This window comes from Butyrivibrio sp. TB, assembly GCF_900110805.1.
Lineage (GTDB): Bacteria > Bacillota > Clostridia > Lachnospirales > Lachnospiraceae > Butyrivibrio > Butyrivibrio fibrisolvens_C.
Genome location: NZ_FOER01000007.1, coordinates 57,152 through 70,687, shown reverse-complemented (window position 1 = coordinate 70,687; position 13,536 = coordinate 57,152). Strand labels below are relative to the sequence as shown.

The 13,536-nt window shown below is 38.4% G+C and carries 16 protein-coding genes; 14 read left to right on the top strand and 2 right to left on the bottom strand.

Annotated elements, in window-relative coordinates:
• The first annotated feature begins 242 nt into the window (after positions 1-242).
• The 9 genes from BMX21_RS06215 (at position 243) to rsfS (ending at position 6,305) form a co-directional block, all read left to right on the top strand.
• Complete coding sequence (locus tag BMX21_RS06215; protein WP_092042450.1) at positions 243-1,229, top strand: glycosyltransferase family 2 protein; 987 nt, start codon at positions 243-245, stop codon at positions 1,227-1,229.
• 129 nt (positions 1,230-1,358) lie between these two features.
• On the top strand, positions 1,359-1,667 hold the full coding sequence (gene rplU / locus BMX21_RS06210; RefSeq protein WP_022753162.1) for a 50S ribosomal protein L21: 309 nt from the start codon (positions 1,359-1,361) through the stop codon (positions 1,665-1,667).
• A 47-nt stretch (positions 1,668-1,714) separates the two neighbouring features.
• A complete protein-coding gene (locus tag BMX21_RS06205) occupies positions 1,715-2,053 on the top strand; it encodes a ribosomal-processing cysteine protease Prp (protein WP_022753163.1) in 339 nt (112 codons plus the stop codon).
• A 3-nt stretch (positions 2,054-2,056) separates the two neighbouring features.
• On the top strand, positions 2,057-2,347 hold the full coding sequence (gene rpmA, locus BMX21_RS06200) for a 50S ribosomal protein L27 (RefSeq protein ID WP_022753164.1): 291 nt from the start codon (positions 2,057-2,059) through the stop codon (positions 2,345-2,347).
• A gap of 185 nt (positions 2,348-2,532) precedes the next feature.
• Positions 2,533-3,927: a GTPase ObgE gene (gene obgE / locus BMX21_RS06195; protein WP_092042448.1), complete on the top strand. Its 1,395-nt coding sequence runs from the start codon at positions 2,533-2,535 to the stop codon at positions 3,925-3,927.
• A 132-nt stretch (positions 3,928-4,059) separates the two neighbouring features.
• Positions 4,060-4,359 carry a YhbY family RNA-binding protein gene (locus BMX21_RS06190; protein ID WP_022753166.1) on the top strand — a complete coding sequence of 100 codons (300 nt, stop codon included), beginning with the start codon at positions 4,060-4,062 and terminating at the stop codon, positions 4,357-4,359.
• Positions 4,360-4,571: 212 nt separating this feature from the next.
• Positions 4,572-5,237 (top strand): nicotinate-nucleotide adenylyltransferase, encoded by a 666-nt coding sequence (nadD, locus tag BMX21_RS06185; protein WP_051199571.1) that lies wholly within the window; start codon positions 4,572-4,574, stop codon positions 5,235-5,237.
• A 20-nt stretch (positions 5,238-5,257) separates the two neighbouring features.
• Entirely contained in the window at positions 5,258-5,845 is a 588-nt protein-coding gene (gene yqeK, locus BMX21_RS06180; RefSeq protein WP_092042445.1) for a bis(5'-nucleosyl)-tetraphosphatase (symmetrical) YqeK, read from the top strand.
• Positions 5,846-5,972: 127 nt separating this feature from the next.
• On the top strand, positions 5,973-6,305 hold the full coding sequence (gene rsfS / locus BMX21_RS06175) for a ribosome silencing factor (protein WP_034453803.1): 333 nt from the start codon (positions 5,973-5,975) through the stop codon (positions 6,303-6,305).
• A 61-nt stretch (positions 6,306-6,366) separates the two neighbouring features.
• Here the strand turns inward: rsfS and BMX21_RS06170 are convergent, their stop codons facing one another.
• Positions 6,367-7,455, bottom strand: a complete 1,089-nt coding sequence (locus tag BMX21_RS06170) for a tyrosine-type recombinase/integrase (protein ID WP_092042443.1) — start codon at positions 7,453-7,455, stop codon at positions 6,367-6,369.
• Positions 7,456-7,617: 162 nt separating this feature from the next.
• Here BMX21_RS06170 and BMX21_RS06165 point away from each other — a divergent pair, with 162 nt between their 5' ends.
• Positions 7,618-8,898, top strand: a complete 1,281-nt coding sequence (locus tag BMX21_RS06165) for a hybrid sensor histidine kinase/response regulator (protein WP_092042440.1) — start codon at positions 7,618-7,620, stop codon at positions 8,896-8,898.
• Positions 8,899-8,916: 18 nt separating this feature from the next.
• Here BMX21_RS06165 and BMX21_RS06160 read toward each other — a convergent pair whose 3' ends face one another.
• The gene (locus tag BMX21_RS06160) at positions 8,917-10,002 is read right to left on the bottom strand and encodes a GGDEF domain-containing protein (protein WP_092042438.1); all 1,086 of its coding nucleotides are present in this window, start codon (positions 10,000-10,002) and stop codon (positions 8,917-8,919) included.
• 239 nt (positions 10,003-10,241) lie between these two features.
• On the opposite strand from BMX21_RS06160, the gene BMX21_RS06155 reads away from it, so the two are divergent.
• The 4 genes from BMX21_RS06155 to BMX21_RS06140 all read left to right on the top strand — a co-directional run bounded on the left by BMX21_RS06155 (position 10,242) and on the right by BMX21_RS06140 (position 13,505).
• Entirely contained in the window at positions 10,242-10,541 is a 300-nt protein-coding gene (locus tag BMX21_RS06155; RefSeq protein WP_022753173.1) for an STAS domain-containing protein, read from the top strand.
• A gap of 48 nt (positions 10,542-10,589) precedes the next feature.
• On the top strand, positions 10,590-10,997 hold the full coding sequence (locus BMX21_RS06150) for an ATP-binding protein (RefSeq protein WP_022753174.1): 408 nt from the start codon (positions 10,590-10,592) through the stop codon (positions 10,995-10,997).
• Positions 10,998-11,060: 63 nt separating this feature from the next.
• Positions 11,061-11,285, top strand: a complete 225-nt coding sequence (locus BMX21_RS06145) for a hypothetical protein (protein WP_022757080.1) — start codon at positions 11,061-11,063, stop codon at positions 11,283-11,285.
• A gap of 45 nt (positions 11,286-11,330) precedes the next feature.
• On the top strand, positions 11,331-13,505 hold the full coding sequence (locus BMX21_RS06140; protein ID WP_092042435.1) for an NHLP family bacteriocin export ABC transporter peptidase/permease/ATPase subunit: 2,175 nt from the start codon (positions 11,331-11,333) through the stop codon (positions 13,503-13,505).
• Positions 13,506-13,536: the final 31 nt, after the last annotated feature.

Genomic DNA, 13,536 nt, shown 5'->3' with positions numbered 1-13,536 from the left:
CAGAGCATAACACGCTTTGTGCTCTTGTAAATAATTTATAAATAGATTTTAACACATTTTCTTACATTAGTGTAAATTTAATAAAGAAAACACCTGTCATAAGATGCTTTTTGTGCCGATATAATAATGTAACGCTATACAATCTGGCCATTTGCTGATCAATATAGTGAATTATTTGGTTATATTATAATCAAAAGGCTCCTTTTTTACAGCGATAACCATGCATTAAGAAGGGGGATAATATGGCAGAAGAAACCTTAACTTCTTATAATGATCTGATAAGTGTTGTTATTCCGGTTTATAATGACAAGAAATTCCTCCCGGAATGTTTGCAGTCACTTCATAATCAGACTCACGAAAATCTCCAGATCATACTGGTTGATGACGGATCCACCGATAAGACCTATTCTATATGCGATAACTGGGCCAAAAACGACAAGAGGATCCATGTCATCCATCAGGCAAGAGGGGGAGTTGCAGCAGCACGAAATGCGGGGCTGTATTCTGCTAAGGGTGAGTATATATCATTCATTGATTCTGATGACTATCTTGACAGTCACTTTTATGAAAAAATGCTAAAAGCTGCCAAAGACAATAATGCTGATGTTGTGACCTGTTTTGAAAGAATCATAGACAGAAAAGGTAATACCAGGATCAGCATATGGCATGAGATGAACAGAGTTGGTGATAATATATCTTTTCTCAAAGAGTTCCTTGCACAGGGCAATCCGGCCGCAGCAGTCGTTTGGAATAAACTTTACAAAAAGAGTTTCATAGAAGGGATTTCTTTTACAAGAGGTAATTTTCTTGAAAGCATGCTTTTTAATGTAGAAGCCGGATGTCAAAAAGGTACTTTTGTCTGGATCAAGGACAGGTTGTATTATCACAGGGTTGATGAAAACAGTGAACTCAATCCCATGGGTAGGCAGCGTATTATATCAACAGTCAGGACTATGGCTAAATCTGTTGATATTATAGAAAGTCATAAACCACCATACGATCTTTTGTGTCAGATCAAGACCAAGGCGCTATGGAAGCTGGAACAAAGCTATTCCTACTGTCTGTCTAATGACTGGATAGAAGAAGGCAGGAAAGTTAAAGAAATTTATATGCGAAATTACGATAAGTGGAAATCAAATATCGTAGGTACGGCCAATCGAATGAAACTCTGGTTTGTACGCCTTCTTCCTACAATATTCTTTTTGAAGAAAAAACAAAATATCGATTGACAAATAAGAAAATAGAGGGTATTATATCAGAGTATGCCGCTTAACGAGGTACAAGCATGTCTGAAAGATTCATTTTGAATCTGACAGCATCACCATAGTTAGCGAGTTTTTTGAAGAAGGAGGTGCCTTATGTACGCAATTATTGTTACAGGTGGTAAGCAGTACAAGGTTTCCGAAGGTGATGTAATCAACGTTGAGAAGCTGGATGCTGCAGCTGACGAGAAGGTTACATTCGATCAGGTTATTGCTGTTAACGATGACAAGGAGCTTAAGGTTGCTGGCGACGTTGCATCAGCTAAGGTTGAGGCTACAGTTGTAAAGCAGGATCGTGCTCGTAAGGTTGTTGTTTACAAGTACAAACCAAAGTCTGGATATCATAAGAAGAATGGTCACAGACAGGCTTTCACACAGGTTAAGATCAACAAGATCTCTCTGTAATGTAAAGCAGAAGTAGTAATTAATACGCATACTGAAAGACATATACTATGACAGACATTACAATTCAGAAGAACTCCAGAGGCTGGTACAAGGGATTTAAGTGTGACGGACATGCAGGTTTTGCCGAATATGGTCAGGACATTGTATGTGCAGCGCTCTCGGTGCTGACCATCAACACTATCAATTCAATCGAAGCTTTTGCAGGCGATCTGATTGATGTATCGTCCGATGAAGATAAAGGTATTATCACTTGTTCATTCAGGAACAGGACCGGTAATATTTCTGATGAAGCAACGCTTTTGATGAAATCATACGAACTCGGCGTTAATGGTATCTATGAACAGTATGGGAAAGAATTTTTGAACATTAAATTCGAGGAGGTATAGGCCATGTTAAACATGAACCTTCAATTTTTTGCTCATAAGAAAGGTGTAGGATCAACCAAGAACGGTCGTGATTCTGAGTCAAAGCGCCTTGGAGCAAAAAGAGCTGATGGTCAGTTCGTAAAGGCTGGAAACATTCTTTACAGACAGCGTGGAACACATATTCATCCTGGTGTTAATGTAGGCATCGGTTCTGATGATACATTATTTGCTCTTGTTGATGGCGTTCTTAGATTTGAGCGTAAAGGCAGAAGCAAGACTCAGGCAAGTGTTCATCCTGTAGAAAAGGCTGAGTAATTTATTATTTAGCGCATGTTTTGAGCAATTAATGGGGACTCCGGACGCATAAGTTCGGAGCCCCTTTTTTAGAAAAAAGATTCGACTGATGGAATGGAAAAGGCATATTTGTTAGACTGTTGGAATTAAATGATTCTAGAAGTTATATGCATTTTCTGTGATGACGGTCAGAAACGGAGTATATAATGCCTCAGTTTGTAGATCAGGCAAGGATTTATGTAAGAAGCGGTAAAGGCGGCGACGGCCACGTTTCTTTTCGCAGAGAAAAATTCGTCGCATCAGGTGGCCCTAACGGCGGAGATGGCGGTAAGGGCGGCGATGTTATCTTTCAGGTAGATAACGGTCTTAATACACTGTCAGATTATCACTATGGTGGTAAATACAAGGCAGAAGACGGCGCTGAAGGCGGACAGAACAGATGTACCGGCAAATCCGGTAAGGACATCGTGTTAAGAGTCCCTGAAGGCACTGTTATCAGAGAAGCCTCAAGCGGCAAAGTCATTGCCGATATGTCAGGCGACAATCACAGAGTAATTTTATTAAAAGGCGGAAGAGGTGGCAATGGTAATATGCATTATGCCACATCTACAATGCAGGCGCCCAAATATGCACAACCCGGACAACCGGCCAAGGAACTTGAACTTATATTAGAGCTTAAAGTTATTGCAGACGTAGGTCTTGCAGGCTTTCCTAATGTAGGTAAATCAACTTTCCTTTCCAAGGTATCCAATGCAAAGCCCAAGGTAGCGAACTATCACTTCACTACACTTACACCTATGCTTGGTGTTGTTGATCTTCATGATGCAAAGGGATTTGTAGTTGCAGATATACCCGGCCTTATAGAAGGTGCATCAGAAGGTGCAGGTCTTGGACATGAGTTCCTCCGCCATATAGACAGAACCAGAATGATAATTCACGTGGTCGATGCAGCCTCAACAGAAGGCCGTGACCCGATCGAAGATATATATGCTATCAACAAGGAACTTGCCAATTACAATTCTGATCTTGGCAGCAAGAAGCAGATAATCGCAGCTAATAAGCTAGATATGCTTACAGAAGAAGAGGCCAAGGAAGTTGTTGATAAGATCAAGGCTGAGTTTGAGCCTAAGGGTGTAAAAGTATTCCCTCTTTCCACTCTTACAGGAACGGGTCTTAAAGAGCTTTTGTATTATGTAAGCACCAATCTTGAAGAACTTGGCGAAAAGCCTGTTGTATATGATCAGGAATATGATCCTGAAGTTGAGCTTAAGACTGTCAATGAAGCATTCACAGTAGAATATGATTCCAAGGAACATGAGTATGTTGTAGAAGGCCCTAAGATCGAGAAGATGCTTGGTTATACCAACCTTGATTCTGAAAAAGGTTTTGCCTTCTTCCAGAATTTCCTTGCAGAAAACGGAATCCTTGACAGACTTGAAGAACTTAACATTCAGGAAGGAGATACTGTACGTATGTATGGTCTTGCATTTGATTATTACAGGAATGCAGACACCAAGTCTCCTGATGATACTTCAGATGAGTTCGACCCTGCAGATTTTGATATGGATGACATTGATATGGATGATTTTGACAATGAATAAGTCTTATTGCCTGGTATTAGAAAACTTCTAAGTCTTTTGACATACTGTCATGACTATACCAATTTCATATCATCGTTAGAGTTTTATTGATTATGTAGAAGGCTGTTACAGCCTGGAAAGTGTGAATATAATATGCAGTTTACAAGTAAACAGAGAGCTTATTTAAGAAGCCTTGCCCAGACAGTTGATCCTATCTTTCAGGTAGGCAAAAGTGCTGTTTCTCCTGAAGTAATAACAGCTGTATCAGAGGCATTTAATACAAGAGAACTTATTAAGATAACAATCTTAAAAAACTGTCCTGAAGATGTTAAGACAGCAGGAATCATGCTTGCTGAGCGTACAAGATCAGACCTTGTTGAAGTGATCGGACGTAAGGTTGTTCTTTACAAGAGATTTCAGGAAAATCCTGAGATCATCCTTCCAAGAAAATAATAATATACTTATGTTTTTGCATATCTCTATTCTTGGAAAATTAATCTGATCTTAATAAATCAAGCACTAACATTGTGCTACAATAAACATAAGTAGGCACGGGTCCTTTACTTAAAAAATAATATAATGCATTCCTGAGTTTCATATACTGTAATACATATTTATAAATCAGTGATACAGGAATGTATTAGTATAAAAAAGGATGGCTAGTTATGGAAAAAAGACGTATTGGAATAATAGGCGGAACATTTAATCCTATTCATAATGCTCATTTATTTATTGCAGAATGTGCAAGAGAGCAGTTTAAACTCGATAGGGTTATCTTCATTCCAAGTGGAGAATCGTATTTTAAGAAAGGCCAGGATATACCAAGCGGCGAGATCAGATATCAGCTTGTAAAAAAAGCTACTGAAGATAATCCATTCTTCAAGGTATCAAGAATAGAGATCGACAGACCAGGTGATACATATACAATTGAGACTCTCGAACAGCTCTCAGATATGTATCCGGGAGATGAACTCTACTTCATTGTTGGCGCAGATACTCTCAATATGATCGATAAGTGGGTTCGTTTTGAAGATGTATTAAGAGCTTGTACTATACTTGCTGCAGTACGTGATGATACTGATGAAGAGAACCTGCAGACAAGGATCAAAGAACTTCAGACCATGGTTCCTGAAGCAAGGATAGAATCTATACATATGGAAAGACTTGGAATATCATCAACCATGATAAGAGACAGGGTAAGAGCAGATAAGTCGATCAAGTACCTGCTGCCTGATGCTTGTATAGAGTATATAGCATTAAAGGGGCTTTATTCAGAAAATGGTGCATGCGAAGATGACATCATGGAAGCTCCAGACAAAATAGCGCCATAAGAAAGGATCTTGTTTCATCAATGAAAATTATAGAAGCATCTCAGAAATATCGTATTGAGATGGAAAAGGTCCTTAAAAAGGACAGATTTGATCATACTCTTGGAGTCGCATATACAGCAGCTAATATGGCATTTGTGTTCGATGAAGATATAGAGAAAGCTGTTATAGCCGGAATGCTTCATGACTGTGCCAAGTGCATACCTCACAGTGAGCAGATAGAGATATGTAAAAAGTATGGTGTTGAGCTAACTGATATCGAGATGAGGAACAAGAAGCTCATACATGCCAAAGCAGGAATGTGTCTTGCAAGACATAAATATGACATAGATGATCCCTATATTCTTGATGCGATAAGATATCATACAACAGGACGTCCTGATATGACAAAGCTCGATAAGATCATCTTCACAGCTGATTTTATAGAGCCTAACAGAAAGATGCTTAAAGACATGGACGTCATTAGAAAAGAAGCTCTTTCTGATCTTGACAGGGCAGTATACCATATCTTAAAGAACTCACTTGATTATCTGGGAGGCCAGGACGATGAAATGGATCCTATGACCATCAAGACCTATGAGTTTTATGCAGATATTGTAGGAAAATTATAAAGATACAAACGATATTTAATGTGTCAGCCTTCCATCAATTCTATATTTTGTAACCGAAGGCAGATTTTAATCATTTGTTTTAGAAAGGTGAATTAATTTGAGTAATATAACAGAAAAGTCAAAAGAAATGGCAAGACTTGCCATAAAGGCACTTGATGACACAAAAGCAGAAGACGTAAGAGTACTTGATATAAGCGAAGTTTCAGTAATGGCTGATCTTTTCATCATTGCAAGCGGATCAAGCACCAAGCAGGTCAAGGCTCTTGGAGATCACGTAGATGAAGCTCTTGGAAGAGCAGGCTACGAAGCTAAGGATATCGAAGGCTACGAAGGCGCTAAGTGGATCCTTATGGACTACGGCGACATCATAGTTCACATCTTCGACGATGAGAACAGAAAGTTCTACGACCTTGAAAGAATCTGGAGAGACGGCCAGCAGATCGAGGCATCTGATTTATAAATACATCCACCCCCAAGAGATTAAGTTTTCTTGGGGGTTTTTAGTTAATTACTAAAACTAATCAATACTCAGAATCCACGTCGTTTTCACCGCGTAGGTGCACCATTTTGGCTGCAAGACGCCTGTTGGCATCGCTCTGAGCAGCATAATGCTTACGTGTTGTATTGACATCCTTATGACCCAGAACATCAGCTACCAGATATATATCACCCGTTTCATTATAAAGATTTGTACCAAAAGTACTACGAAGCTTGTGAGGCGTTATCTTTTTTAGAGTAGTTACGTTCGATGCATATTTTTTGACAAGATTTTCAACAGCTCTAACTGTGATCCTTCGATTCTGTAATGATAGGAATAGAGCTTCTTCATGACCGGAATTTGCTACTATCAGATTTCGCTGGGATAGATAAGCTTTAAGCGCTTCTTCAACTTCCTGACCGAAATATACGATTGATTCGTTTCCACCTTTTCTATGAACCCTGATACCATTAGTATTAAAATCTATATCATCAATATCAAGACCTACACATTCTGATACACGTATACCCGTTCCAAGAAGTAAAGTTACAAGAGCTGTATCACGGACTTTGGTCTTATCATGGAATCTTTTCTGAGTCTTTGTAAGCTCTTTGCCGTCTTCTACGATATCCAACATCTTCTGAACTTCGTTTGGCTCAAGTCTGATGATCGCTTTTTCGTGCAGCTTTGGTGTGTTGATCTTGGATGGAGCATTAGTCTGTATCTTATCCATCTTGAAAAAATAATTGTACATAGATCTAAGAGCTGCAATTTTTCTTTTTTTACCATTCTCGGAATTGGTGAATTCCTTGCCATCCTTGTCATATAATGTTATGTATTCAAGGTATTCCTCGATATCATCTCTTGTGATCATATCAAGAATCTCAACTTTGAAATCTTTGATATCCATTTTGGCCAAAGATGAGTTGGACTCATGCAAGAATTCGAAGAAGATCCTAAGATCGTATGCATAGCCAAGCCTTGTTCTTACAGCGGTATTTTCAGCTATTGATCTGAAATACGCCCTGCAGAACTCCGGAAGAGTGTTTAGAACTTCCCTGAATTTTTGTATATTCTCTTTATCCATTTCCTGGTAATATTTTTGAGTATCTGATTCGATATTTTTCTGCATGATATTCCCCCTGCATAGAACTATAGAATACATATATTTTACCATATTGAAAGAATAGACGGAATAGACGCATCCGAAAGCGACAGTATATTTAAAAAAAGACGATATTACGATATACTTAAATAGGACATAGTTAATTTCAAACAATAGGAGAAAAAATAAGTGGATCCTAAACTGGCTGATCTTGAAAAAGAAAATCAAAGACTTAAGAAAGAACTTGATAAGGAAGTAGCTTATAGCCGTGACCAAAGACAGTTCATCCATCGAATGTCACATGATATTCGCACGCCATTAAATGCTATTATGGGCTATGCAAAGCTTATCAAAGAGATTCCCTCAGATACCTCTAAAGTTAAGGACTATGCAGATAATATCCTTAAATCAGGAAGCTATATGCTTGATATAATAGGTGAGATTCTTGATATGAGCAGGATAGAATCCGGCTTTGCTGGTTGCAAAAAAGCAGAATTCAATTTAGAAGACTGCCTTGATGATATAAGAACCATCATAGATCCGCTTATTAATGAAAAAGATCAGATTTTCACAATTAGTATAGATAACATTGATCATAGAAACGTCATCTGTGATGAAAACTATTTAAAGCAAATACTCATAAATCTTTTATCCAACGCATGTAAATATACAGATAAAGGCGGATTGATCGAACTTACTGTAAAATGTAGTGATAATAAGATAATCTTTGTTGTCAAAGATAACGGACGCGGTATGTCCGAGGAATTCCAAGAGCGTATCTTTACACCTTTTGAAAGAGAACACCAAGACAATGCGTCAGATCCCGGCGGTACCGGACTTGGCCTTGTTCTTATAAAGAATCTGGTAACTATAATGGGCGGAAGTTTATCTTTTGAAAGTAAGCTGGGCCGGGGAAGCGTGTTTACTGTAATTATACCTGTGGAGCAGGAAATTTCAGATGCTCATGATAATAATATAGTATCCTCCTCAAAAAAGATCACGGAAAGACCAGATGGTATATATTGCACGGATAGCAAGGATAGCTCAAAAAGTTTTGATAGTCAGCCTTATCGCGGCATTCTTAAAGGCCTTAATATCCTTGTGGCAGAAGATAATGAGCTAAATGCAGGGATTTTATCAGAGATCCTTTCGCGTCAGGGAGCAGTCATACATATAGACTCCAATGGGAGAAAACTTATTGATACTTATCTAAACAGTCCCGCTTACAACTATGATCTTATTCTTATGGATGTTCAGATGCCGGAACTTGACGGTTATGAGGCGACCAGGCTTATAAGACAAAGTTCTCATGAGGATGCTACCAAAATCCCCATTATAGCAATGACAGCCAATGCCTTTGACAAAGACATAAAAAAAGCGCTTGATGCAGGGATGAACGCCCATGTCACCAAGCCAATAGATATAAATGATATTGAAAAAGCGTTTTATAAATTGCGCTCTACAAGATAGAACAATTAGTTAATAGCTCTATTTTTTATGCCTTATAGATTTTATATTCTGGAGTTTATTGTCAGCATCTTTGATAAGGGCAAATACATCTTCCTGGCTATTAATACGACCTGATGCCACGCCGTAGCTGACTTTAATAGGATCATCCACGCCCTCGATCCTGACTTCCGAAAGCTTATTTTCCCAGGTTGCAAGTCTGTCTCTAAAAACGTCTTCTGTATGAATTGTAGTCATAACAAGGAATTCATCTCCTCCATAGCGGTAGCTGTCCTTTTTTCTGAATACATCAAGAAGAGAGGAGGCAGTAGCCTTTAATACTTCATCACCTATTCGGTGTCCATATTTGTCATTGAAGTTTTTAAAATGATCTATGTCAGCCATAGCAATCTGGCAGATAGCACCCTTTTCGATGTTTGGAATAGCATCGAGAGCGTATCTGTTAAGAAGGCCAGTGAGCTGATCCTGATACGATCTTAGCAGTATATCCTGTGCCATGGTCTGGGCTTTATATGTTGATATAATGAACTCTTTTTCACGATAATAGCTTATGATACTGGCCGAAAGCAGTATAAGCAGATATATAACTCCATTGACTGCTATGACGCCTTTAGCACCATTATAGTTATATAACAGCATATAGAAGATAAGATGCTCTGTCAGAAGGAATAATATCTGGAACAAAGGAGCTATATGGAAAAAAGATACAAAGCAAATATTAACTCCGTAGAAGATGATGACCTGTCTGTTATCGATAAAATTCATGTATGACACGTACATGGCAAAGATTGCCATTACGATTATACTTACACCGGATATCAAAACAGCTGTATAATGACCGTGAATTTTTTTCTTGACAAAAAGGTCTGCAAAAAATGCTGTCAGAAGGCATCCGAATACTACAGATGTCATGACTATAGTTGTCTGGTCATAATGTATATTTTCGATATGGATGATAAATGTTATAATTAAAGAAACCCCTTCGATTATGGCAGTGATTATTCCCATAGTTTTAAGAGCAGACATGTTGCTCATATCGAAGAGTTCATGGATTTTTTCATCAGTTTCGGGAATGAGCACATTTTTAATCCTTTTTAGAAGGCTCATGGGATTTTTCCTTTCTTGAAACTCCTGTACTACACATCTGTATTTCGGTCATTTGTAATATTTATTTAGCTGTACATTCATATATGAACCAACTGCTTATTACATTCTTAAGATTAGTTCTCTATTTTTGCTTTATTATACCGATATGAATATATAATATGATTTTTTAGTCACATTATTCATATACACCGCTTCAAAAATATATTTTTTGCATAATGCATCTCATAAGGAGGAATACTATGCTGAATATCAACACAACTAACGATGGTGGAAAAATGAATGTAGAGCTTGATGGAAGACTTGATACTACTACAGCTCCTATGCTCGAGTCAGAGCTTAAGGAAAAGCTCGGAAACTCCTCAGAACTTGTTTTTGATCTTCAAAATCTTGAATACATCTCATCTGCAGGTCTGCGAGTTCTTCTTGCAGCACAAAAAATAATGAATAAACAAGGATCTATGTGCATCAAAAATGTAAGCGCTGCCGTTAAGGATATTTTTGAAGTAACAGGTTTTTCAGATATCCTTACGATCATTTGATCTGATGCCATATTTTTGAAAATGTTCTCATTTTCAAAGGAGTTGATTATGAAGGAATTGACTACCAAGGCCAATGTCGAATGTCTTGATACTGTCACTTCGTTTATAGATGAGGAATTGGAAGCTCTTGGCTGTCCTCCTAAGACACAGATTCAGATTGACGTTGCAATAGATGAGATCTTTTCTAATATAGCCTATTACGCCTATGAGGATGGTAATGGGCTTGTTACTGTGCAGATTGAAAAAAGTGAGGATTCTCCCGGTGTCAATATTACTTTTATAGATAGTGGGACACCTTATGATCCGCTTAAAAGAGAGGATCCGGATACAACCTTAAGCGCGTCAGATCGTCAAATTGGCGGCCTTGGCATCTTTATAGTAAAAAAGACCATGGATAGTGTCATATATGAGTACAAGGACGGTCACAATATTCTCAGGATCTTTAAATTATTCTAATGCCTGTTTATAGGACTGTTATTGCATATCTTTGATAACAAATAATTGAGACGGGAGTAGTAGATGAGTGATAGTGTTTTCAGGCCCAAAAGTGTCGAGAAGATTGGTTCCCCCGAAAAATTAAATGATTATATACGTATTTCCTCTCCTGGTATATGGATCATTTTGCTTGGTGCATGCCTTATTCTTATAGGCATGCTTGTATGGGGGATATTCGGAAGAGTTGAAGAAACTATGGACGATGGCTCAACTAGGTACGTAGCGCCTATAACGTTTATTACAAACTAATGACAATACATTCTTGAATATGAAATTCAAGAAAGAAAACATAATATGAAAAAAATCAATAAGCCTTCTGTGCATAAAGTTGCCAAAGTCCCTATGACTATTCAGATGGAAGCAACAGAATGCGGCGCAGCTTCTTTGTGCATGGTACTTGCGTACTATGATAAATGGATCCCGCTAGATCAGATGCGTCTTATGTGCGGCGTATCCAGAAATGGATCCAATGCCAAAAATATACTAATAGCTGCAAGAAAACTTGGACTTGTGGCACAAGGATACCGTTTTGAACCTGAAGAACTTAGGCAAAACGGTCATTTTCCATGCATAGTTTTCTGGGAATTCAATCATTTTATAGTTGTAAATGGTTTTAAGAACGGCAAAGTCTATGTCAACGATCCTGCAAGAGGCCGTATTAAAATGTCCATGGACAGATTTGATGAAGGCTTCACAGGCGTTGTTCTTATGTTCGAGCCTTCTGAAGATTTTGAACCTTCCGGTTCTCCTTTCAAAATATCTTCTTTTATCAAAGAAAGGTTAGAAGGTACAGGGCAGGCGATCGCATTTTCTGTGATCACATCTGTGATTATAGCCATATCGGGAATCATACTGTCAGGATACTCAAGAATCTTTTTGGACAAGATCTTAACAGGCAATAATCCGCGATGGTTCATTCCCTTTATTGCTTCTTTATCTGTTATATCAATTGTTTTAATCGTAGTAAGTTTCATATCTGCTATCAACAGCCTAAGGATCGAAGGTAAGTTTTCATCTATAGGTGCCACGACATACATGTGGAAGGTTCTGCATCTTCCTATGGAGTTCTTTGCCCAGAGGATGGCAGGTGATATACAGCAGCGCAAAAACACCAATGAGGGTATAGCTTCCAGACTCATTAATGTCATATCACCGCTTGCACTTCAATGCGGCATGATGATCTTTTACCTTATTGTAATGATCAGATACAGCTATATATTATCGGCTATAGGCATAGTCACAGTTATCATTAACCTTACAGTATCAAGGATCATAACTCATAAAAGAGTAGATCTTGCCAAAGTTCTTGCTATGGACAATGCAAGATTATATCAAAGTACAGTCTCAGGGATCAGCATGATAGAGACTATAAAAGGAAGCGGAGCTGAGAACAGTTTCTTTGAAAGGTGGTCAGGGATACAGGCTGCTGCCAATAAGCAGAACGTAAACTATATAGAGCTTGAGCATGTGATGGGGACTATTCCGGCTATTATCAGTGCGATCAATAATTCTGTCATCATGGTTCTTGGTATATGGCTTACTATCAATGGCCTTTTTACAGAGGGTATGCTGGTTGCATTTCAAGGCTTCGTTTCATCTTTTATGACTCCCGCAAGAACCTTGATATCTGCAGGGCAGACATTTCAGGAGATGGAGACAGATATAAATCTTATGAATGATGTACTTCTATATCCTGATGACCCTGTGAGTTATAGCTTAAATGAAGACGCCGGACACAGTTATGATAAGTTATCCGGCGATATTATCATAAAAGATCTGACCTTCGGATATTCAAGGCTTGATGAACCTTTGATCAAAAACTTAAATCTTACTATTGATAAAGGCTCAAGTGTAGCAATAGTCGGAGCCTCCGGATGCGGCAAATCAACTTTGTCTAAACTGCTATCAGGTCTGTATCTTCCCTGGAGCGGGCAGATACTATTTGATGGTCAAAATATACAAGAGATAGATAGAAGTGTTTTCACAGGGTCTCTTGCAGTTGTAGATCAAAATATTGTTCTTTTTGAAGATACGATAGCTTCTAATATCAAGATGTGGGACAGCTCTATTGAGGATTTTGAAATGATCCTTGCTGCAAGAGATGCTCAGATACACGACGATATAATGAAACGTCTCGGAGGATATAAATACAGGATCTGCGAAGGTGGCAAAGATCTCTCAGGCGGTGAAAAGCAAAGAATTGAAATAGCCAGAGTACTTGCTCAGGATCCAACAATAATAATCATGGATGAGGCAACCAGTGCTCTTGATGCCAAGACTGAAAAAGAAGTTGTAAAAGCAATAAAAAACAGAGGTATAACCTGTATAGTGATAGCTCACAGATTATCTACTGTACGTGATTGTGACAAGATAGTAGTCCTTGATAATGGACGCATTATAGAACAGGGGACCCACGATCAGCTCTATGCTATGAAGGGCAAATATGCGGAGTTTTGCGGTGGGACATAGAAGTACATCCATAAGAAAAAAACAAATCCGG